This window comes from Achromobacter aloeverae (assembly GCF_004121055.1).
GTDB lineage: Bacteria > Pseudomonadota > Gammaproteobacteria > Burkholderiales > Burkholderiaceae_B > Bordetella_C > Bordetella_C aloeverae.
In genome coordinates this window covers 376148-398042 of sequence record NZ_PYAL01000009.1, presented here as the reverse complement: position 1 = coordinate 398042, position 21895 = coordinate 376148, and the positions used below count along the sequence as shown (strand labels likewise).

Annotated in this window: 13 protein-coding genes; 5 read left to right on the top strand and 8 right to left on the bottom strand. The window is 67.9% G+C overall.

The features are described from left to right. Positions 1 to 172: 172 nt before the first annotated feature. Positions 173 to 3277: an autotransporter serine protease gene (locus C7R54_RS27280; RefSeq protein WP_129154048.1), complete on the top strand. Its 3105-nt coding sequence runs from the start codon at positions 173 to 175 to the stop codon at positions 3275 to 3277. A 64-nt stretch (positions 3278 to 3341) separates the two neighbouring features. Here the strand turns inward: C7R54_RS27280 and C7R54_RS27275 are convergent, their stop codons facing one another. The 6 genes from C7R54_RS27275 to dnaE are packed head-to-tail and all read right to left on the bottom strand — an operon-like array spanning position 3342 to position 11538. Beyond that, positions 3342 to 4067: a polysaccharide deacetylase family protein gene (locus C7R54_RS27275; RefSeq protein WP_129154047.1), complete on the bottom strand. Its 726-nt coding sequence runs from the start codon at positions 4065 to 4067 to the stop codon at positions 3342 to 3344. Positions 4068 to 4126: 59 nt separating this feature from the next. Further along, positions 4127 to 5248, bottom strand: a complete 1122-nt coding sequence (locus C7R54_RS27270; protein ID WP_129154046.1) for a glycosyltransferase — start codon at positions 5246 to 5248, stop codon at positions 4127 to 4129. Then, positions 5245 to 6006 carry a glycosyltransferase family 2 protein gene (locus C7R54_RS27265; protein WP_129154045.1) on the bottom strand — a complete coding sequence of 254 codons (762 nt, stop codon included), beginning with the start codon at positions 6004 to 6006 and terminating at the stop codon, positions 5245 to 5247. The genes C7R54_RS27270 and C7R54_RS27265 overlap by 4 nt, the downstream gene beginning before the upstream one ends. Then, positions 6003 to 6908: a polysaccharide deacetylase family protein gene (locus C7R54_RS27260; RefSeq protein WP_192903754.1), complete on the bottom strand. Its 906-nt coding sequence runs from the start codon at positions 6906 to 6908 to the stop codon at positions 6003 to 6005. Before C7R54_RS27260 ends, C7R54_RS27265 begins: the two co-directional genes overlap by 4 nt. 35 nt (positions 6909 to 6943) lie before the next feature. Continuing rightward, complete coding sequence (locus tag C7R54_RS27255) at positions 6944 to 8047, bottom strand: glycosyltransferase family 4 protein (RefSeq protein ID WP_129154043.1); 1104 nt, start codon at positions 8045 to 8047, stop codon at positions 6944 to 6946. Next, the gene (dnaE, locus tag C7R54_RS27250) at positions 8047 to 11538 is read right to left on the bottom strand and encodes a DNA polymerase III subunit alpha (RefSeq protein ID WP_129154042.1); all 3492 of its coding nucleotides are present in this window, start codon (positions 11536 to 11538) and stop codon (positions 8047 to 8049) included. Before dnaE ends, C7R54_RS27255 begins: the two co-directional genes overlap by 1 nt. Before the next feature lie 96 nt (positions 11539 to 11634). Between dnaE and lpxO the strand changes: the two genes are divergently transcribed. Then, positions 11635 to 12534, top strand: a complete 900-nt coding sequence (lpxO, locus tag C7R54_RS27245) for a lipid A hydroxylase LpxO (RefSeq protein WP_129154041.1) — start codon at positions 11635 to 11637, stop codon at positions 12532 to 12534. A 96-nt stretch (positions 12535 to 12630) separates the two neighbouring features. On the opposite strand, the gene hrpA is transcribed toward lpxO, so the two are convergent. Together hrpA and C7R54_RS27235 are read right to left on the bottom strand one after the other, a co-directional pair. After that, a complete protein-coding gene (gene hrpA, locus C7R54_RS27240; protein ID WP_129154084.1) occupies positions 12631 to 16536 on the bottom strand; it encodes an ATP-dependent RNA helicase HrpA in 3906 nt (1301 codons plus the stop codon). A 428-nt stretch (positions 16537 to 16964) separates the two neighbouring features. Further along, a complete protein-coding gene (locus C7R54_RS27235; protein ID WP_129154040.1) occupies positions 16965 to 18797 on the bottom strand; it encodes a DUF342 domain-containing protein in 1833 nt (610 codons plus the stop codon). A 185-nt stretch (positions 18798 to 18982) separates the two neighbouring features. Here C7R54_RS27235 and C7R54_RS27230 point away from each other — a divergent pair, with 185 nt between their 5' ends. From C7R54_RS27230 to C7R54_RS27220, 3 genes are all read left to right on the top strand, one after another. Next, positions 18983 to 19759 carry an SDR family oxidoreductase gene (locus tag C7R54_RS27230; protein WP_129154039.1) on the top strand — a complete coding sequence of 259 codons (777 nt, stop codon included), beginning with the start codon at positions 18983 to 18985 and terminating at the stop codon, positions 19757 to 19759. A 159-nt stretch (positions 19760 to 19918) separates the two neighbouring features. Next, a complete protein-coding gene (gene argA / locus C7R54_RS27225) occupies positions 19919 to 21274 on the top strand; it encodes an amino-acid N-acetyltransferase (protein WP_129154038.1) in 1356 nt (451 codons plus the stop codon). Positions 21275 to 21447: 173 nt separating this feature from the next. Continuing rightward, a complete protein-coding gene (locus C7R54_RS27220) occupies positions 21448 to 21720 on the top strand; it encodes an oxidative damage protection protein (protein WP_129154037.1) in 273 nt (90 codons plus the stop codon). Positions 21721 to 21895 lie beyond the last annotated feature (175 nt).

Here is a 21895-nt window from a genome sequence, read left to right as displayed (position 1 = left end):
TCGCATCGGAAAAATCCACGATACGCCGCGCGCTGGATGAAGGCGCCGCCTCCTGTCTTTGAGACTTTTCTCCTATTGCTATCGATATATCGATAGTTCAATTCAATCGATGCATACCAGTCGATAGCCGCTGGTGGCGACCGCAATCCGATTGAATCGAAGGAGAAATTCCATGACGCCCTCTTCCCGACATGCCACGCCCATCCTTGCGCCTCGCAAGGCCGTCCGGTTGATCCCGAAGTTCGGCGCCCTGATGCTGGCCCAACTGCTCGCCCCCGCGGCCTATGCCACGGAGGACGACTGGAATCTCGAGCGCGTCCGGGCCAATGAAACCTACCGCCAGGGCAAGACCGGCGCCGGCGTGCTGGTCGGCGTCGTCGACGACGGCATATTCGCCGATGACCCCGCCTTCGCCGGCCGCATCGATCCTCGTTCGGCGGGTTTCGATACGGACGGCAACCCTGATTTCCGCGCCCAGGAAGCTGCCGACAATCACGGCAGCATGGTTGCCGGCATCCTCGCGGGCAACGGACGCCATGGCGATGTGCGAGGCATTGCCCCCGATGCGCGCCTGTTGGTCGCCCGCTACCGCGACTGGGACGATGACACGGCATACCCGGCATACACGGCGGCGGAACGCCCCGCCTCGCGCGCGATCCGCCATGCGGTCGACGCTGGCGCCAGTGTGCTGAATCTCAGCTTCGGACCGCCGACATACCCTTCGGCCATACACGTCGAGGACGCCGACCTCGATGAGACTGGCCACCTTGACGACCCGGAGGACGCTCCCCATCATGAAGTGCGCAGGCACCAGATCATCGAGTTCGATGGCCGGAACGGCACGCTGGTCCAGCACGAGACCGACGCGGTCGCCTACGCCGCGGCGAAGGATGTGCTGACGGTGGTCTCCGCCGGCAATGAATTCATCGAGCAGCCGGCCTCGGCCCGCAATCCCAGCGGCAACGGCATGCTGCCCCTGATCACGCCGGCCCACACACAGGGCGACCTTTACCGCTTCGTCGATGTGTCGGCGCCTGGCCATGATGCCAATGACCCGCGGACCTATGTCTACATTTCGCCCGACGACCACCGCGTCGCCGGGCTGGATTATTCGCACTTGCAATCATCCGTGATCACCGTGGTGGCGACCGATCGCGCCGACAGGATCGCGAGCTACAGCAATCGCTGCGGCGATGCGTGGCAATGGTGCATCGCCGCCCCCGGGGGCGACGCGAAGGAAGGGGAGGAAACCGGCAAGCCGGGCGGCTACCGGTTGATCGGCGAAGGCGGACAACGACAGGTCGGGATCGGCGCGACATCCGGCGCGGCGCCTCACGTAACCGGCGCGGCCGCGATCGTGCGCGGCGAATTTCCCTTCCTTACCGCCTCGCAAACCCAGGAGGTCATACTCACCACCGCCAACCGCGCGGGTCACCTGGCGGACCGAGCCATCTACGGCCGCGGACTGCTGGACGCCGAGCGCGCGGCCCGCGGCCCGGGCGAGTTCGGCGCCGCCGGCTACGGCCGCTTCTTCGACGTCGACACCAAGGGCCACGACGGCGTCTTCTCGAACGACATCAAGGGCGCAGGAGGCCTGACCAAGCGCGGCGCCGGCACGCTGGAACTGAGCGGCGCCAATACGTATAGCGGCGACACCCGGGTGGCCGGCGGCACGCTGCGCGTAAGCGGCTCCACCACGCGATCCAGGACCCTGGTGCAGCAAGGCGCCACGCTGACGGGGTCCGGCACGGTCGGCAGCACCGTCGCCGAGGGCATCGTCGTCCCCGGCGGCGCCGGCGGCAAGGCCTTGACCGTGGCGGGCGACTTCACCCTGCGGCCGCAAGGCGTCATTCGCACTGCCCTGTCCAGCGACGACACGCTCAACCACCTCGTGGTCACGGGCACGGCCAAAGTGCAAGGCGGCGCCCTGCAAGTCACCGGCGTCACTTCGTCGCAACTGGGCGGGCAGTTCGCGGTGATCGACGCGTGGCAAGGGGTGACGGGCAACTTCAACCAGGTACAAAGCGATGCCCCGCCGCTATTCGCCGCGGTGACCACGTCGGTGCAGGGCCAACGCCTGGTGGCCTCCGTCGACCGCAATCCGGGCGGCTTTGGCGCCGTGGCCAGGACCCGCAATCAACGCGCCGTGGGCCGGGCCGCGGACACGCTGAAGCCAGGCAATCCTGTTTTCGAGCAATTGTTCAACACCAGGGATGCCGGGACGGCCCGCAACAGCCTCACCCGCCTGGTCGGCGACATCCATCCCAGCGTCACCGGAACGCTGGCCGAACAACAGTCGCGCGTCCGGGCCAGCGTGCTGGACCGGGCGCGTGCCGGCGGACACGACGCCTCGGCGCCGCAGGACGGCGGCGGCCGCGCTGGCGGCCAAACCGCCGGCGGCCATGGCGGCGATGCCTATGGCGGTGATACCCATGGCGGTGATAGCCATGGCGGTGATAGCCATGTGTGGGGCCAGGCGTTCAACTATCGCGGCAACCTCTCCAGCGATGGCAGCGCGGCCGCGCTCAGCCGCGGCGGCGCCGGCCTGATCTTCGGCGCCGACACCGCCGTATCGTCCACCACGCGACTCGGGGGGGCGCTGGCCCTCGGCGATACTCGCGTCAACACGCGTGGGGCGGGGGCCGGCCAGCGGGCCGACATCGGCGGTGTCTCGCTATCGGGCTATGGATCCACCCTGGCTGGCACGGCCCGCCTGAGCTACGGCGCCAGCGTGGGCAGCAATGCGATCAAGACCCGCCGCAATACGGACTTCGGCACTGCCCGCGCCAGGTACCAAGCCTGGACGGCGCAAATTTTCGGAGAGGCAGGCCTGCCTACCGTGCTGGGCGGCGCCACGGTCGAGCCCTACGCCGGCCTCGCCTATGACCATGCGCATGGCAAGGGGTTCACCGAATCCGGCGGCGGCCCGGCCGACCTCCGCGGCAAGGGGGCAAGCCAGGGCAATGCCAGCAGCACCCTGGGCGTACGGGCGCGACAGGCATGGTCGATGGGAGCCAACGGCCAGCTCGGCCTGCATGGACAGGCGGCCTGGCAACATGCCTACGGCAATCTCACGCCGGAGACCCGCATGCGCCTGGGTGACTCGGCGACGTTCACCACGCAGGGCTTGCCGCGAGACCGCGACGCGCTGCTCGTGCGCGCCGGCGCCACGTGGGCCTTCAGCCGCAACGGCTCGCTCAGGCTGGGCTATGGCGGCGCCTTCGGCAGCCGCGGCAAGGACCAGAGCGTGCAAGCGGGACTGGGCTGGCGTTATTGAGCAGTCGGCCCTGGGCGCCCAGGGCCGGCCGCGGTGGTGGCGGCGGACAAGCGCCGGCGCGCGTTCAACCGCGCCGGCGCTTGTCCTCGTAGGCGGTGAGCGTCTTGCGCAGGAAACTGAACAGGCTGGTACCGCCGGCCACCAGGACGCGCTTCAGTTCAAAGGGGTCGTCGGTGGCATGCGCCAGCCCGCGCCGCGTCACGGTGGCGTTGTCATAACCGGCTTCGCGCGCCATGCGGCAATGGTCTTCCGTGTACTCCCCGTAGGGATAGCAGAAGGCCGTGACCGGCTGGCCCGACGCCGCCTCCAGTTCATGGCGCGAGACGGCGATCTGGCGCCGGGCCTCGTCGGGCTCAAGCCGCGGCAGGTGGACGTGGTCCAGGGTATGCGAACCTACCTCCATGCCGGCGGCCGCCCATTCCCGCATCTCTTCCACGGTCATCAAGGGCGAGGCCGGCACGCCCTTGTCGGCGTCCCAGACGTTGGAGCCATCGAACTGGCGCGCGACGAAGTAGTTGGTCGCCGTATAGCCCAGTTCCCGCAGGACCGGCAAGGCGTTCCGGTGCACATTGCGATAGCCGTCATCGAAGGTGATGCCGAAGACCTTGCCCTGGCGCTCGCCCCGTACATAAGGCATGAGATCGCGCATGGAAAGGCCGCGATAGCCGAAACGGCGCAGCCACGCCATCTGGCGGCGAAAGCGCGCCGGATGCACGGTCAGGCCGCGGTACGGCGATCCCGGCGGCGCGGGGTCGCCGATCTGGTGATACATGAGGATGGGGATCGGCATGGGCGGATTATATCGGCGCCCGGCCCGTCGTCTCGCTGCCGTGCCGGCCCTTCACCCTCTCAGCGCTTAAGCGGGCCGGCCAGCGCCGCCAGGTAGACGCCGAAGGTGCCGGCGACGAAAGGCGCCAGGCTGAACTCGCGGGCACTGCGTTCGCGCGCGGCGGCGCCCATCGCGGCGACCCGGCCCGGATCGTCCAGGATGCCGCGCAGCACGTGGGCGATGGCGTCGGGCGCCCGCACGGGCACGATCCAGCCGTCGACACCGTCGATGACGTTTTCCGGTAGGCCGCCCGCCGATGTCACCAGCGCGGGCAGGCCCAGCGCCATCACTTCGCGGCAGGCGAAGGACAAGGCCTCGCGATAGGAAAGGACGAAGCCGACATCGCAAGCGGCCAGCGCCGGCCGCACGTCGTCGAGCAGGCCGGGAAAGACGACGAGGTCCTGCACGCCCAGTTCGCGCACGCGCGCCATCTTCACGTCATTGGGGGGATCTCCCGCCACCAGCACGCGGAAACGCTCGCGCTGTTCCGGCGGCAGCGCGGCCAGGGCCGCCATGAGGTCCAGCCATCCCTTGTCGTAGTCGGTGCCCCCGGCGCTGCCCAGCAGGATCTTGCCGCGCCAGGCCGGCCCGAAATAGCGTTCGCGCAAGGACTCGTGCAGCGCGGACGACGGCGGCGAGAAGTACTCGGTGTCGATGCCGTGGCGTATGGTGGCGATAGGCAGGTTCCGATACGGCGATGTGTGCAGGAGCCGGGCCACGTAGTCGCTGACGGCAATGACCCGATCCGTGGCATAGCGGGCGCGCAAGCGATGCCCCAGCGTATCCAGCGGCAGGTCGTTGTGCTTGGTGAAGACGATGCGCGGGCGTCGCATGCCCAGCGTGGCCAGCATGACGTGGCGATGGTCGGAAGAGCCGTTCACATGCACGATGTCATAGCGCTCCCGCGCGATCAGGCTGCGCAGGGCCGCGCGCTCCCCGAAGAACGCCGAGGCGCGCGTGCTGAAGCGCGCGTCCACCACCTTGACGCCGGGAATGGCGCCCGCGTAGCGGAAGAGCCGGCTGGTCCCCGGCGTGGCCACCGTAATGTCATGCGCCGGCGCCAGCCCGCGCGCCAGGTTGAGAAGGTAGGTGACATGCCCGCCGCCATTGCGCGGGTGGAAGTTCGTGTAGAGGATCTTCATCGACGCTTGTCCTGGTCGCCCAGGAACATCAGCTTGGCGTAGCGCGAAAAACTGCCCGCGGCCGCCGTCACCGCCAGCACCACGCCCTGGCGGCCGTCGAGGAAGCCGCGCCGGATCAGATAGATGCGCACGAAGGTCCAGAACCCATGGCCCAGGGCGCTGAAGATGGACGCGCGCTTGCCGCGGGCGTGCATCATCGCGGCCGCGTCGGACGAATAGCGATTGCTCTTGGCGATCAGCGCGTCCAGGTCGGGATAGGAGTAGTGGATGAAATGGGCCTTCAGGCGGCCCGTCCGCCAGGTGGTCAACGGCACCACCTTTTCGTGGACGGCGGCATCGGTGAAACGTCCCGCGCCGCGCCGGAACAGCCGCAGCACCGGATCCGGCCACCACCCGCTATGGCGGATGAAACGCCCGCAGAACTCGGACAGGCGCGGAATCTCGTAGGCGTCCTTGTCACCCGCCTCGATGACGCGGCGGATCTCCTGCGCCAGCTCGGGCGTGACCCGCTCGTCGGCATCGATGGACAGCACCCACTCGCCTTCGGCCAGCGCCAGCGCGCGATTCTTCTGCGGGCCGAAGCCCGGCCAGTCGGCGGTCTGCTCGACCGTGGCGCCCATGCCGCGCGCCAGTTCCACCGTATTGTCGCTGCTGCCGGAGTCGACCACGATGAACTCGTCGGCGAAACTCACCGACGCCAGGCACTCGACGATATGGGCCGCTTCGTTCTTGGTGATGACGATGACCGACAGTTTCATGGACGGCGGCCCCGCAGGCGCGCGCGCAGCCCCTTCTTCCAAGACCTTTTCCAGGACTTCCAGGCGTTGTAGCGCGGCCCCCAGAACGGATGGGCCGCCCACCACAGGCGCCGGGCCAGCCAGGCGCCGGGCTGGTTGCGCACGGCGAAGCGATAGATATGCTCCGGCCCCGCGGCGCCCGGCGTACCGGCGGCCACGTTCTGCCCGAAAGGATCGGTGGTGTAGAAATGACGGAAGCCCGCCGTCCGGCCTTCCTGCAGGTAGTCGTCGTCGAAATAGCCTTGCGGCCAGCACAGGTGGTCGCTGGCCTCGCCCAGCCGCGCCTGCAGCGTCGCGCGCGAATCAGCCAGTTCCTTGGCGACGTGCGCCCGCTTGGACGCCGTGTCGGGGCCGCATACCTGGTCCCAGCGCGTATGCGTGTGCGTATGGCTGTGGAACTCGAAGCTGCCGGCGGCGCGCATGGCCTCGATTTCGCTCCAGCGCAGCATGACGTCGTCATGGCGGCCGGCCTCGATCAGCTTCTTGCAGGCATCGTGGTCAGGGGCGGCCGGCAGGCTGGCCGCGGGCATGCCGTCCAGGCCCTCGTAGGGCCGCGCGGGCCCGTCCCCTATCCAGCCGGTGATCACGAACAGCACGGCATGCATGCCGTAGCGTTGCAGCACCGGATGCGCGTAGACCCAGTTGTCGAGATAGCCGTCGTCGAAGGTGATCAACACCGACTTGTCGGGCACCGGACGCCCCGCCAGATGACCGGCGAAGCGTTCCGCCGTCAACGACGTATAGCCGTTGCGCGCCAGCCATGCGATCTGGCTTTCGAAGTTGGCCGGCGTGGTATTGATCATGCCGCCGGCCGGCGTGATGTGGTGGTACATCAGCACCGGCACATTGTGCGCGGGCTTGATGGGCGCCACGCTTAGCGGGTCCTTGATCACGTCCTTCATGCGCCGCGCTCCGCCAGCCACTTGCGGTAGACGGCCTCGGTGCGCTCGGCCAGCCGCTGCGGCGAAAAAATTCCTTCCTCGCGTATCATGCGCCGCCCCGCTTCGCCCATGGTCCTGCGCAGCGCCGGATCGTCGATCAGGCGCTGCAACGCATCGGTCAGCGCCGGCTGGTCATGCAAGGGCACCAGGAAACCCGATACGCCGTCGCGGAACATTTCCGACACCCCGCCCACATTGGTGCCCACCACCGGCAGGCCGCTGGCCTGGGCTTCGACGTAGACGGTGCCCGACGCCTCCTGCTCCGTGGCCAGGGCGAACAGGTCGAAGCCGGCCAGCAGGTTGGGGACGTCGCGGCGGGTGCCCATCAGGTGGATGCGCGATTGCAGCCCCAGTTCGGCGATATAGGCCTGGACCCGCTCGAACGTGGGCGAACCGCTGCCGACGAAGACCAGGTGCAGGTTGGGTCGCGTGCGCATCAGGGGCAGCATGGCATCGATCAGCGCACGGTGCCCCTTGGCGGGCCGCATGACGGCCACGCAGCCGACCACGATGTCGCTGGCGGACAGGCCCAGCTCCTCGCGCAGCGTCGACTTCTCGATGGGCGGCGGCGGCACGATGGGCGAATACAGCGTGGCGATGCGGTCGCGCGGCACGCCCCGCGTGATGAGGTATTCCCGCACATGGTCGCTGACGGTCGTGACGCGGTGCGGCAGCCAGGTGTACGACCACATCGACCCGACCTTGCTGGCAAGGTGGCGGGTGCGCACGATCAGCGGCGGCGTGCCGGCCAGCCGCGCGGCGGGCGCGGCGATCACCGTGTCGCGACGGCTGTGGGTATTGAGCACGTCGTAGTGGCCGGCGCGCAGGATGCGCTTGATGGCCGCGATACCCTTGAAATAGTTGCGCACGCCGGCCATGTCGACCTTGTGCACCGTGAAGCCGGCGTCGCCCAGGCGTTCGACCAGCTGCGCGCGCGACTGGACCACCGCTTCCATGTGGTGGCCGCGCTCGCGCATGGCGACCATTTCCTTGAAAATGCGGTGCTCCTGGCCGCCGAAAGCCGTGGCGGCCTCGGAATGAAGAATGCGCAAGGGTTGCATCAGTAAGAAATCTCCACGCCGTCCGGACGCGCCCACTCACCCAGCTGTTCCAGCAAGGTGTCCGCCATGCGCACCCGCCATTCCTCGCTCAGGCGCACCGTGCAGCGGAAGTTGTCCTTCTTGTATTCGACTTCGACCGGAATGCCGGGGATGCCGTTCTCCGGTTCAGCGCGATAGGGATTGAGCAGCTTGCGCAATTGCTCCGCGTTGGCGTTGCCGTTCAGGCGCACGCGCAGTACGCGGGCGCGCGCCTCGCGCGCCAGTTGCAGGTCGTACAGGGATTCGGCCACGATGCGCATGCCGCCCGAGTATTCGTCGTTGCTGACCTTCCCGTGCACGATGATGAGCTGGTCTTCGCGCAGGCGGTTGCGGTGCTTTTCGTACAGCTCGTTGAAGACCGAGATCTCCACCTGGGCGGTGCCGTCGTCGATCACGGCGAACACCATCTTGCCGCGCCGGGTCATCATCACGCGCACGCCGGCCAGCACGCCGCACATCCATTGCGGATCGCGCTGGGGTTCCAGGCGCGCCAGGGTCATCGGCACGATGCGGCGCACCTCGTCGCGCCAGGCGTCGAACAGGTGGCCGCTGAAGAAATAGCCCAGCGCCTGCTTTTCCTCGGACAGCTTGGTATGCAGGTTCCACGGCGCGACCTTGGACAGTTCGCTGGCCACCACGTCGCTGCTGTCGTCGCCGAACAGCGAAACCTGGTTGGCGCTGCGGGCCGCCTGCTCCGCGGCTTCCATCGCCGTCGGGACGGACGCCAGCATGGCCGCGCGGTTGGACTCGATGGCGTCGAACGCGCCGGCGCGGATCAGGGCCTCTATGGTGCGGCGGTTGACCGAGTGCTTGTCGACGCGGCGGCAGAAATCGAACAGGTCCTTGAACGGTCCACCCTGTTCGCGGGCGCGGATGATTTCCTCGACCGCGCCCTGCCCGGTCCCCTTGACCGCGCCCAGGCCGTAGCGCATGGTGCGGGGCGGCTGCCCCTTGGCCGTGTGGTCGTCCTCGACCGGCTGGAAGCGGTAGCCGGACGCGTTGACGTCCGGCGGCAGCACCGTCACGCCGTTGTCGATGGCGTCGCGGCAGAAGATCTGCACCTTGTCGGTGTCGTCCATATCGGACGACATGGTCGCGGCCAGGAATTCGGTCGGGTGATAGGCCTTGAGCCACGCGGTCTGGTAGGAAATCAGCGCGTACGCGGCCGAGTGCGACTTGTTGAAGCCGTAGCCCGCGAACTTTTCCATCAGGTCGAAGAGCTTGACCGCCAGGTCCGGATCGTGGCCCTTTTCCTGCGCGCCTTTCTGGAACAGCTCCCGGTGCTTGGCCATTTCCTCGGGCTTTTTCTTGCCCATCGCGCGGCGCAGCAAGTCGGCGCCGCCCAGCGAATAGCCCCCGATGATCTGCGAAATCAGCATCACCTGTTCCTGGTAGACGATGACCCCATAGGTGCTCTTGAGGGTCGCTTCCAGGTCGTCGTGGAAATAGTCCACCGGCGCGCGGCCATGCTTGCGGTTCACGAAGTCGTCCACCATGCCGGACTCCAGCGGCCCCGGCCGGTAGAGCGCCAGCATGGCGATGATGTCTTCGAAGTTGCTGGGGCGCAGCTTTTTCAGCAACTCCTTCATGCCGCGCGATTCCAGCTGGAACACGGCCGTGGTGTTGGCGTCGGTCAGCACCTTGTAGGCCGCCGGGTCGTCCAGCGGCACGGTCATGATGTCGAAGTCGCGCTTGGTCTCGTTGAACTGGCGCACGTAGCGCACGGCCCAGTCCAGGATGGTCAGGTTGCGCAGGCCCAGGAAGTCGAACTTCACCAGGCCGGCCGCCTCGACGTCGTCCTTGTCGAACTGCGACACCGCGCTGTTTTCCTGGCCGGGCTGGCAGTACAGCGGGCAGAAGTCGGTCAGCTTGCCGGGCGCGATCAACACGCCGCCCGCGTGCATGCCGATGTTGCGGGTCAGGCCCTCCAGGGGCTGGGCCAGGTCCACCAGCCCGCGCACTTCCTCTTCCTGCTCATAACGTTCCTTGAAGGCCGGCTCGTCCTTGAGGGTGCGCTCCAGCGACCAGGGATCGGCCGGGTTGAAGGGAATCAGCTTGGACAGCCCGTCGCAGAACAGGTAGGGCATGTCCAGCACGCGGCCGGCGTCGCGCACCACGGCCTTCGCGCCCAGGGTACCGAAGGTGGCGATCTGGCTGACGGCCGCACGGCCGTACTTTTCCTTCACGTAGTCGATGACGCGTTCGCGATTGTCCTGGCAGAAGTCGATATCGAAGTCGGGCATGGACACCCGCTCCGGATTCAGGAAGCGCTCGAACAGCAAGTCATAGCGGATGGGATCGAGATCGGTGATGCCCAGCGCGTAGGCCACCAGCGACCCGGCGCCCGAGCCCCGGCCAGGCCCCACCGGCACGCCGTTGTTCTTGCCCCAGTTGATGAAGTCCTGCACGATCAGGAAGTAGCCCGGGAAGCCCATCTGGATGATGGTCTTGCACTCCCAGTCCAGGCGCCCGTAGTACTGCTCGCGCTTGGACTCGCGCTCGGCGGGGTCCGGAAACAGCACTTCCATGCGCTTTTCCAGGCCCTGCCGCGACAGCTGGACCAGGTAGTCGTCCAGGGTCACGCCCTCCGGCGTCGGGAAGATGGGCAGGCGCGGCTTGCCCAGCACCAGGGTCAGGTTGCAGCGCTTGGCGATTTCGACGGTATTGGCCAGCGCGGACGGCACGTCGGCGAAGCGGCGCGCCATTTCCGTGCTGTCCATCAGGTACTGTTCCTCGGTGAACCGGCGCACGCGGCGCGGGTTGGCGAGGATTTCGCCCTCGGCGATGCAGACGCGCGCTTCGTGCGCCTGGAATTCGTCGCGGTCGAGGAATTGCACCGGGTGCGTGGCGACCACCGGCAGGCGCGCCTCGGCCGCCAGGCGCATGGCGGCCTGGGTATAGGCTTCGTCGCCATCGAAGCCGGCGCGATGCAGCTCGACGTAATAGGCGTTCGGGAAAGCCTGCGCCCAACCCCGCGCCAGGGCCAGCGCCGCGGCCGTATTGCCGGCCTCCAGGGCCTGGCCGACGTCGCCGGCGCGGCCGCCGGACAGGACGATCAAGCCCTCGCTTCCCAGCAGCCAGTCGCGCCGCACCTCGGCGCGGCCCTTGTGCTGGTTGGTGAGGAAGGCGCGCGACAGCAGCTCGCAAAGATTGAGGTAGCCCTGGCGGTTGCGCACCAGGACCAGGACGCGGAAGGGCTTGTCCCGGTCCTCGTCATTGGTGATCCAGATGTCGCAGCCGGCGATGGGTTTTACGCCGGCGCCGCGCGCCGCCTTGTAGAACTTGATCAGGCCGAACAGGTTCGACAGGTCGGTCAGCGCCACGGCAGGCTGGCCCAGCTTGGCGACGCGCTTGATCAGGTCTGGAATACGAACGAGTCCATCCACCACCGAGAACTCGGAGTGGACACGCAAATGGACAAAGGGGGACGGGGCTACGGCGGCTTCTGACATGTCCGCGATTGTACCCAGGGCGCCTTTTTCGCGCGCGATTCCGACCCGCCTGTGCAAGAATAGGCGGTTATCTCGTACTGAACGGTGTTTTACGCTATGAAATGGCTGATTCCCGGCCTCTGGCTGGCCGCCATCCTCTATGGGCACTATAGAGGCAAGGTGCGCCTGTCCTGGGCACGCGTGTTCCTGGACCATTCGGTCTTGCTGGCGCCGGTCAACGCCTTCATGGTGTTGACCTCGCGGGTGCCGACCTCGCCCTATGTCGCCACGCGGGAGTTCCCGGAACTGCAGAAGCTGCAGGACAACTGGGAAATCATCCGCGACGAGGCCCTGCGGATGCAGGAATTGCGCCGCATCAAGGCGGCCGAGAATAACGACGACATCGGCTTCAATTCCTTCTTCAAGTACGGCTGGAAGCGTTTCTACCTGAAGTGGTACGACGCCCGGCATCCGTCGGCGGAAGAGTTGTGCCCGCGCACGGTCGCCATCCTCAAGACCATACCGACCATCAAGGCGGCGATGTTCGCCGAACTGCCCGACGGCGGCCAGTTGAACAAGCACCGCGACCCGTTCTCGGGCTCGCTGCGCTACCACCTGGGCCTGGCCACGCCCAACGACGACCGCTGCTACATCGAGGTGGACGGCCAGCCCTACAGCTGGCGCGATGGCGAAGGCGTGGTGTTCGACGAGACCTATATCCACGAAGCCCACAACCGTTCGGGCGCCAACCGCGTCATCCTGTTCTGCGACGTCGAGCGGCCGCTGAAGTGGCGCTGGGCCGAGGCGTTCAACCACTGGTTCGGCCGGGTGGTGATGTCGGCGGCCAGTTCGCCGAACGACAGCGGCGACAAGACCGGGGCGATCAACCGGCTGACCCACCTGCATCACCAATTCGACCTGAAGCGCAAGCAGTTCAAGGCCTGGAACCGGACGGTGTACAAGACCGTCAAGTGGGCCCTGGTCGTGGTGGTGGTGGGGGCGTTTGTCTGGCTGTAGCCGGCAGGCGACAAGTCTTGCTGCAACCGGCAGGCGGCAAGGCGGGGACGGCCACGGCCAGCCTCCCCGCCGTGGGGGACGGCGCGCGGCGGGCCTCTAGCGCTGCATGGACTCCCAGGTTTTCATCAGGCGCTTGACCGATACCGGCATCGGCGTGCGCAGCTCTTGCGCGAACAAGGCCACGCGCAACTCTTCCAGCATCCACCGGAATTCGTCCAGGCGCGCATCGGGCGCGCCCTTCAGGGCAGCGCGCGCACGCTGGTACTGGGTCAGCAAGGGCGCCATTTCCGTCATCAGGCGCTGGTCGCGCGCCGGGTCGGCCCGCAGCTTGTCGATGCGCGCCACCGCCGCCTTGAGATAGCGGGGGAAGTGCGCCAGCTGCGCATAGGGCGTGTCGCGCAGGAACCAGCGATGCACCAGCGCGCCGCATTGCTGTTGCAGGTCGGCATAGGCCGCCGCATGCGCCTTGGCCTGCGGCAGCTTGCGCTGCACCGCCGCCCATTCGGTCAGTATGGCGCCCGCCAGGCGCGCCACTTCCTGCGCCAGCAGGCCTACCCTGCCCTTGCCCTCGTTGCGCCGGCTGTCGAATTCGGCGGCGTTGGCGGGCCAGGGTTCGGCCAGGCAGGCCTGCGCCAGCGCCGTGTCGATGATCTGGTCGCGCAGCTCCTCCAGCGTGCCCAGGGGCATGAACAACATGCTGATGCGGGTCAGGTCGGCGAGGTTCTTTTCCAGGAACTTGACCTGCTCGCGCAGCCCCAGGCGGAACAGGCGCAGCAGGCCCGCGCGGTGATGGCGGCGTGCTTCGTCGGGATCGTCGTAGACGTCCAGGTCGCAATGGGTGCCGCGATCGACCAGGGCCGGGTAGCCGATCACCGACTGCCCCTTGCGCCGGATCTCCATGATTTCCGGCAGCTCGCCGAAGGTCCATGCCGTCAGGCCGTCCTGGGCCAGGGCCTGGGCCACCTGGTTGTCGCGCGCCGCCATCTGCTGGAAATCAGCTTGCGCCTGGCGGCCGTGCTCCGCTTTCAGCTGGGCCAGGTTGCGGCCGGCGGCCAGCATGCGGCCGTGCTCGTCGGCCACCCGGAAGTTCATGAACAGGTGCGCGGGCAAGGTCTCCAGCTTGAAATCCGAAGCCAGCGGACGCACCTTGAGCTGCTCCCACATATCGGCTGCCAGCGCGTCCAGCAAGCCCTCCCGCGGATCGCCCAGGCGGTCGAACCAGCGCTCGTAGAAACCGGCGGCATAGTCGGGCAGCGGCACGCAGTGGCGGCGTATCTTCTGCGGCAGGGATTTCAGCAGCAGCTGGACTTTCTCCTTGAGCATGCCCGGCACCAGCCATTCGCAGCGCTGGGCGTCGACCTTGTTCAAGGCGAACAGCGGCACCGACAGCGTCACGCCGTCGCGCGGCGAGCCCGGCTCGAAGTGGTAGTCCAGGGGCATGGATACACCCTGCCAGTCCATCTTCTTGGGAAACACTTCCGTGGTGACGCCCGCGGCCTCGTGCCGCATCAGCTCGTCGCGCGTCAGCAGCAGCGCCGCGGCGCCGGCCTTGTCCAGGCCGTTGACCCACTTTTCCAGGGTCGCGGTCTGGCTCATGCCGGCCGGGATCAGGCGATCGTAGAACGCATGGATCAGTTCGTCGTCGACCAGGATGTCCGGACGACGGGCGCGGTGCTCCAGCTTTTCGATCTCGGCGATCAGGCGCCGGTTGTGCGCCACGAAAGGCAGGCGCGTGTCGATCTCGCCCGGCACCAGGGCCTGGCGAATGAACAGTTCGCGCGCATGCTCCGGATTGATGCGCCCGTAGTGGACGCGGCGGCCGGAATAGATCGTCAGGCCGTACAGGGTGGCGCGCTCGTTGGCCACCACCTGGCCGGCCTTCTTTTCCCAGCGCGGGTCGCCCCAGTTGCGGCGCAGCAGGTGGGCGGCGACGCGCTCTATCCACGCGGGCTCGATGCGGGCGACGCAGCGCGCGTACAGGCGCGTGGTCTCCACCAGTTCGCCGGCGACGATCCAGCGGCCGGCCTTCTTGGCCAGGCGCGAACCGGGATGGATCAGGAAGCGGATGTCGCGCGCGCCCAGGTAATGGCCCCCGCCGCCCGCGCCCGCCTCGTCGCTCTTGAAACCGATGTTGCCCAGCAGGCCCGACAGCAGGGCCAGGTGCAGTTGCTCGAACGTGGCTTCGGCGGTATTCAGCCGCCATCCCTGCTCGCCCACCACGCTGGACAGCTGGCTATGCACGTCGTGCCATTCGCGCAGGCGCAGCGGCGACAGGAAATTCTGCCGCAAGAGGGCCGCCAGCTTGCGCTGCGAGGCCTTGTGCTCGACCTGCTCGTGATACCAGCGCCACAGCTTCAGATAGGACACGAATTCCGATTTGTCGTCGGCGAACTTGGCGTGCGCGTTCTCGGCGGCCTCTTTCTCGTGCATGGGGCGGTCGCGCGCGTCCTGCACGGAAAGCGCCGACGCGATGATCAGCATCTCCGTCAGGCACTGCTGTTCGCGCGCGGCCAGGATCATGCGGCCCACGCGCGGGTCCACGGGCAGGCGGGCCAGTTCCTGGCCCGTGCGGGTCAGGACGAAGCGCGGCCCGCGCGGCGGCTCGGTCGCGTCGCCATTGCGGGTAGCCGCGGCGGCCGGGGCCGCGGCGGCGCCTTCGCCGTCGGCGTCCGCCCCGCTTTCCTCGCGTTCCGGCTCGATGGCCCCCAGTTCCTGCAACAGGTGATAGCCGTCCGCGATGGCCCGTCCCGGGGGCGCCTCGACGAAGGGAAAGCTTTCGATGTCGTCAAGGCGCAGCGACTTCATGCGCAGGATCACCGAAGCCAGCGACGAGCGCAGCACTTCCGGGTCGGTGAAGGGCGGCCGCCCATTGAAATCGTCCTCCGCGTACAGGCGGATGCAGACGCCCGGGCCCACGCGACCGCAACGGCCGGCCCGTTGGTTGGCGGACGCGCGGCTGACCGGCTCGATGCGCAGCTGCTCTACCTTGTTGCGCCACGAATAACGCTTGATGCGCGCCAGGCCGCTGTCGATGACGAAACGGATGCCGGGCACGGTCAGCGAGGTTTCGGCGACGTTGGTCGCAAGGACGATACGGCGCGCATTGCCACGCGGGCGGAATATCTGCTCCTGCTCGGCCTGCGACAGGCGTGCGAACAAGGGCAGGATTTCCGTTCCCGGCGGATGATGCTTGCGCAGGGCTTCCGCGGCCTCGCGGATTTCGCGCTCGCCTGGCAGGAAGACCAGCACGTCGCCCGGGCCGTGGCGCGCGCACTCGTCGACGCCGTCGACGATGGCGTCGATCAGGTCGCGCTCTTCGTCGCCGGAGCGGTCGCGGCTGCCCGCGCGCGGCCGGCGCGCGGCGCTTTCGTCGATGTCGTCCTCGGTTTCGTCCTGGCGCACCGGACGGTAGCGGATCTCCACCGGATAGAGCCGGCCGGACACTTCGATGACCGGCGCCGGCGTGCCGTCGTCCGCGGCGAAATGCTGGGCGAAGCGCTGCGCATCGATGGTGGCCGACGTGATGATGACCTTCAGGTCGCGGCGGCGCGGCAGCAGCTGCTTGAGGTAGCCCAGCAGGAAGTCGATGTTCAGGCTGCGCTCGTGCGCTTCGTCGATGATGATGGTGTCGTAGCGGCGCAGCAGCGGATCGCGCTGCGACTCCGCCAGCAGGATGCCGTCGGTCATCAGCTTGATGGCGGCGTTCGGACCGGTGCGGTCGTTGAAGCGCACCTGGTAGCCGACCAGCTCGCCCATCGGCGTGTTCAATTCCTCGGCGATGCGCTTGGCCACGGACGTGGCGGCCAGGCGGCGCGGCTGCGTGTGGCCGATCATGCGCTGACGGCCGCGGCCGGCGTCCAGGCAGATCTTGGGCAGCTGGGTGGTCTTGCCCGACCCGGTCTCGCCGCTGACGATGACCACCTGATGGCTGGCGATGGCGCGCGCGATCTCGTCGCGACGGGCGCTGACGGGCAGGTCTTCCGGGTAATGGATGGGCGGGATGTCGCGCGGAGGCGGGGCCGCCTGCCCGCGATCACGATCGCGGCGCGGGGGCGCGTCCGCGCGCTGATCGCGGCGCGCTTGCGTGTCCGGGCCGCGGTCGCGGCGCGGGGGCGTCTCCGCGCCAGGGCCGCGGCCCGTTGGCGTATCCGCGCCGTGGTCGCGGCGCGGGCGCGTTTCCCCGCCCGGTTCCTGCCTTCCGGCCCGGCCGCGATCCGGCCGCGACGGCCTTGCCGGCACGCCTTGCGCGGCGGCGGTTTCGGCGGTTTCGGCGGTTTCGGCGGGTCGGGTAGCGGTCGGCGGAGCGGCGGGGCGCGGCGAGGAAGGCGGATGCTTGACGGTCATTGCCAGGATTATAGAGGCCGGCCTGAAGGCTTATGCAGGCCGCGACCCGGGCCCAGCGCCCCAGCCAGGGGCCGCGCGGCCCGCGCTTACCGCATGGTGAACTTGCCGTCGCTCAAGGTGGCCTTGCCGCCGCCCCGGTCCTCGATGATCTCCTCGCGGCGGTTGCCGATCTGCAGGTCGACGCCGCCGTAGATCTTCTTGCTGACCTCGATGACCGCGCCTTCGGTGGCGTCCTTTTCGGCGGCCAGCTCCGCTTCCTTCGTCGCCACCGCCGCCAGGTCGCGCGTCAGCTTGGCATGGGTCTGCAAGGCCCGCGCACCGATGCCGTTGGCGCCTTTTTCGGGATGCTTGCGCAGGAACACCAGCAGCTGCTCCAGCTTGTCCTTTTCCTCCGTCAGGCGCACGCGGGTCCGTTCCAGGGCCAGCTTCTGCATTTCCGCGTGCGGGTTCACGCCCACCTGCACGAAGGTCTTGACGCCAGCCATGGTGCCCAGCGTTACCGCGCGCACGGCGCGCAGCGCGCGCACCTGGCCACCGTTGATACTGCCCTGGCTGGCGCCCTTGCCCCCCACCGTCACGCTATCGCCGGCCGCCACGTCGCTCTGGCGGATCTCGCTGCCCACGATCACGTCCTTGCCGGCGCTGATGGTGGCATTGCCGATGAAGCGCGCCTGCACGGAGCCCTTGGCGACGACATGCGCGCTGCGCATGACGGGCTCGCTGCCCATCGCCGCGCCGCCCTCGGCCGCACCGAGGATCCCGCCCTTGACGACCACGTTGCCGCCCGCATCGATCTGCGCCGCTTCGATGGTGCCGCTGACCACCACGTCGCCGGTCACCTTGACCTGCATGCCGGTGGTGATGTCGCCGTTGACCTGCAGCGTGCCGTCGAAGTCGATATTGCCGGAGGACAGGTCCACCGCTTCGACCTGGACCACCGCATTGACCGAGATGCCATGGCCGTGGGCCGGGATGGACGGCGCGCCGGCAATCGCCGCCACCAGCACCTCGGGATCGGCGGGATCGCGCGCGACGCCGGTCAGTTCGGGGTCGTAGGGAATGTCTTCCGGTTCCGGCGCCGGCGCCGGGTGGCCCAGGACGTTGATGCCGTCCTTGCCCCGCTTGGCGGGGATGCGGCGCATCAAGCGCATGCCCGGCTTGACCAGCACCAGGTTGCCCAGGGTGCGATAGTCGACCAGCGCCCGGTCATCGACCTGGGCATGCTGCGCGGACGCCTCCAGCAGGGATTTGAATACGGTCGGTTCGCCGTCGCCGGGGGGGATGCCCTGGGCGACGACCAGGTCTTCGCAGAAACCCACTTCGAGGGCCTGCAACAACACGTCCTCCCGCAGGCCGAACACCACCTTGTGCTCGGCAAGGACGGCGCGCACCTCGGCCAGGACGACAGGCCGGCCGCCGCGCGGAGGCCGCAGCGTCAGCAGGACCTGCATGTGATCGTCCTCGAACGACAGTTCGAACTCGCCGTCATGCACTTCGCCGACCACCAGTTCGACCACGTCAGGGTCGCCCTCGGGCAGCCCTTCGACGGCATCCCCGCCGGCAGCGGCGGGCGCGCCCGGGGCGTCCGGGGCTTCCTGGGCGCTGGCCAGTTCGACCACCGCGCCCAGGTGCGCCGCCGCGGACTCGATGGCGGCCAGTTCGTTGACCAGCGCCCCGCCCTCGTCGGTCCCCTGCGTGGCCGTCGCCATGCCGCCCGCATAGCGCGCGGCGGCTTCGCAACATCGGTCGATGAAGCGCGCGACGGCCTCGGTGTCCAGGGCGTCCGCGGTCCAGCCCCGGGTCGCGACCACGGTTTCCAGCATGTCGACACTAGGCGGATCGGCGTCCACGCCGGCGCGGAAACCCGCGCGCAGTTCGTGGGTCTGCGGGTCCAGGGTCAACCAATAGCGTTGCTCCACAGTGCGTACGTCCCCAAATATGATCGACTTGCCGCCTCCCATGCGCGCCGACATCCTCTTCGGGGTCCGGCACGGCATAGAATGCGTGGTGGCCAAGAACGGCAATTATTTCAAAATATTAATATCATTTTCCACCTTTTCCACCTCGCGATACAAAATTTTTCTAACGTTAAGGGAACATATCCATGGATCTGGGTCTAGCAGGAAAAACCGCTTTGGTATGCGCGTCCAGCAAGGGATTGGGCCGCGCCTGCGCGCTGTCGCTGGCGCGTGAAGGCGTGCACGTGGTGATGTCGGCGCGCGGCGCGGAGGCACTTGAACAGGCCGCCGCGGCCATCCGCGCCGAAACCGGCGCCCAGGTGACCACGGTGACCGCGGATGTCGCCACGGCCGAAGGCCGCGCCCGCCTGCTGGCCGCCTGCCCGCACCCGGATATCCTGGTCAACAACGCCGGCGGTCCCAAGCCGGGCGATTTCCGCGACTGGAGCCGCGACGACTGGATCGCCGCCCTCGACGCCAACATGCTCGCGCCCATCGAACTGATCCGCGCCACCGTGGACGGCATGATCGAGCGCCGTTTCGGCCGCATCGTCAACATCACGTCGGCGGCGGTGAAGATGCCCATCGACCACCTGGGCCTGTCCAACGGCGCCCGCAGCGGCCTGACCGGCTTCGTCGCGGGCCTGGCGCGCCAGGTAGTGGCCCACAATGTCACCATCAACAACCTGCTGCCCGGTCCGTTCGAGACGGACCGGCTGCTGAATACGGCCAAGGCCTCGGCCACGGCCACCCAGACGGCGGAGCAGCTCCTGGACGCCCGCAGGCAGCGCAATCCGGCCAAGCGATTCGGGGATCCGGCGGAGTTCGGGGATGCCTGCGCCTTCCTGTGCGGCGCGCGGTCCGGCTATATCACCGGGCAGAACCTGGTGCTGGACGGCGGCGCCTACCCGGGCACGCTGTAGCAGAGGGTCCCTGGCCGCGCCAGCGGGGCGCGGCCTTCCCGCGGCCTTCCTCCAACGGCATGGCGCCGGCCCGCGCCGCTACACAGCGTGTTTACGGCTACCGGTCCTATAATTTCGAGTTCGCTTTTTTCTTCCTCCCCCAGGAACTCCCCCCGCATCATGTCCGACCAGGATCAAGACACCGTCTCCGCGCTGGAAGCCCCGGGCTTCGCGCCCGCCCAGTTCGTCCGCTGGTTTCGCGAAGTCGCGCCCTATGTCCACGCGTTCCGAGGCAAGACCTTCGTGGTCGCCTTCGGCGGCGAGCTGGTGCAGGCCGGCGCGCTGAACGTGCTGGTGCAGGACCTTTCCCTGCTGTCGGCGCTGGGCATACGCCTGGTGCTGGTGCACGGCTCGCGGCCGCAAGTCAACGAGCAGTTGCGGCTGAAGGGCTATACGCATCAATTCGACCGCGGCCTGTCGCCCACCGATGCGGCTTCGCTCGAATGCGCCAAGGAAGCGGCGGGCGAGATACGCCTGGACATCGAGGCGGCCTTCAGCCAGGGCCTGCCCAATACGCCCATGTCGCATGCGCACGTCCGCGTGATTTCCGGCAACTTCGTCACCGCCCGTCCTTCCGGGGTTATCGATGGCGTGGACTACAGGCACACCGGCCAGGTTCGCAAGCTGGACGTGGACGCCATGCGCCAGGCGATGGAGCAGGGTTCGGTCATCCTGCTGTCGCCGCTGGGCTTCTCCCCTACCGGCGAGGCCTTCAACCTGGCCATGGAAGACCTGGCCACCAGCGTGGCGGTGGCTTTGCGGGCCGAGAAACTGATCTTCCTGTCGGTCACCGACGGCGTGCGCAATGACGACGGCACGGTCGATACCGAACTGGCGCGTGTCGATGCCGACGCGCTGCTGGCGGCGGGCGAGCTGGACGAGGACACGTCGACGTTTCTCCAGTACAGCTCGCTGGCGGTCAAGCGGGGCGTGGCGCGGGCGCATATCGTGCCGTTCTCGCTGGACGGGGGCGTGCTGCTGGAAATCTTCACGCACGATGGCGTGGGCACGATGGTGGTGGAGGACACGCTGGACGACCTGCGTGCCGCCACGATCGACGATGTCGGGGCAATACTCAGCTTGATCGAACCACTGGAAGCCGACGGCACGCTGGTGCCGCGCGGGCGCAGCGTGGTGGAGCGCGATGTCGAGAACTTCACCGTGCTGGAGCACGACGGCGTCATCTACGGATGCGCGGCCCTGCATCGTTTCCCGGAAGAGCAGATGGCCGAGATGGCCTGCCTGATCGTGCATCCGGAATGGCAGGGGTCTGGGGAAGGCGAGATCCTGCTGCGCCACATGGAGTCGCGGGCGCGCGCGCTGGGCGCCAAGCGCCTGTTCGTGCTCACCACGCGGACGTCGCACTGGTTCCTCAAGCGTGGGTTCGTCACCGGCGGCATCGCGGACCTGCCCAAGGAAAAGCAGCAGAACTACAACCGGTCGCGCAATAGCCTGATTTTCATCAAGCGCCTGTAGCGCGGAACGACGTGGCGGCAGGTGCCCCCGCGGCCCTCTGCCGTCCACCTGCCCATGCGCCTGTCCGGCAGACGCCGCCGGCGGCGCAAACCCCACGACGCCGGGGCCTTTAGCGCGGCCGCGCGGCCAGGTCGGTTAAAATCGCCCTATTCACTTTTTTAGGCAATCTCGTCATGGCCCGTATCGTTAATTGCGTCAAACTCAAGCGTGAAGCCGAAGGGCTGGACTTTCCGCCCTACCCCGGCGAACTCGGCACCCGCATCTGGCAAAGCGTCTCCAAGGAAGCGTGGGAAGAGTGGAAAGGCGTGCAGACCCGCCTGGTCAACGAAAACCGCCTGAACCTGGCCGACGCGCGCGCCCGCAAGTACCTGCAACAGCAGATGGAGCGCTTCCTGTTCGAGGACGGCGCCGTCGAGGCGCAGGGCTTCGTGCCGCCTTCGACCTGAACCGGGCCGGCCTCGCGGCGGGTCAAGACCGCGGGGCAGCGCGACCGCAAGACGCCCAAAACGCGGACGAAAAGCGGACGAAACGCGAACAAATCGCGGACAAAAACAAACACCCCGGCGAAGGACATCGCGTCCCGCGCCGGGGTGTCTTCATTCATGCCCACAAGGTGCGTGC

Excerpts from the sequence above, each read along its gene's own strand:
- C7R54_RS27220 (WP_129154037.1), top strand. The coding sequence starts at position 21,448 with ATGGCCCGTATCGTTAATTGCGTCAAACTCAAGCGTGAAGCCGAAGGG.
- C7R54_RS27230 (WP_129154039.1), top strand. The coding sequence starts at position 18,983 with ATGGATCTGGGTCTAGCAGGAAAAACCGCTTTGGTATGCGCGTCCAGC.
- C7R54_RS27275 (WP_129154047.1), bottom strand. The coding sequence starts at position 4,067 with ATGCCGATCCCCATCCTCATGTATCACCAGATCGGCGACCCCGCGCCG.
- lpxO (WP_129154041.1), top strand. The coding sequence starts at position 11,635 with ATGAAATGGCTGATTCCCGGCCTCTGGCTGGCCGCCATCCTCTATGGG.
- C7R54_RS27265 (WP_129154045.1), bottom strand. The coding sequence starts at position 6,006 with ATGAAACTGTCGGTCATCGTCATCACCAAGAACGAAGCGGCCCATATC.
- dnaE (WP_129154042.1), bottom strand. The coding sequence starts at position 11,538 with ATGTCAGAAGCCGCCGTAGCCCCGTCCCCCTTTGTCCATTTGCGTGTC.
- C7R54_RS27270 (WP_129154046.1), bottom strand. The coding sequence starts at position 5,248 with ATGAAGATCCTCTACACGAACTTCCACCCGCGCAATGGCGGCGGGCAT.
- C7R54_RS27255 (WP_129154043.1), bottom strand. The coding sequence starts at position 8,047 with ATGCAACCCTTGCGCATTCTTCATTCCGAGGCCGCCACGGCTTTCGGC.
- C7R54_RS27280 (WP_129154048.1), top strand. The coding sequence starts at position 173 with ATGACGCCCTCTTCCCGACATGCCACGCCCATCCTTGCGCCTCGCAAG.
- argA (WP_129154038.1), top strand. The coding sequence starts at position 19,919 with ATGTCCGACCAGGATCAAGACACCGTCTCCGCGCTGGAAGCCCCGGGC.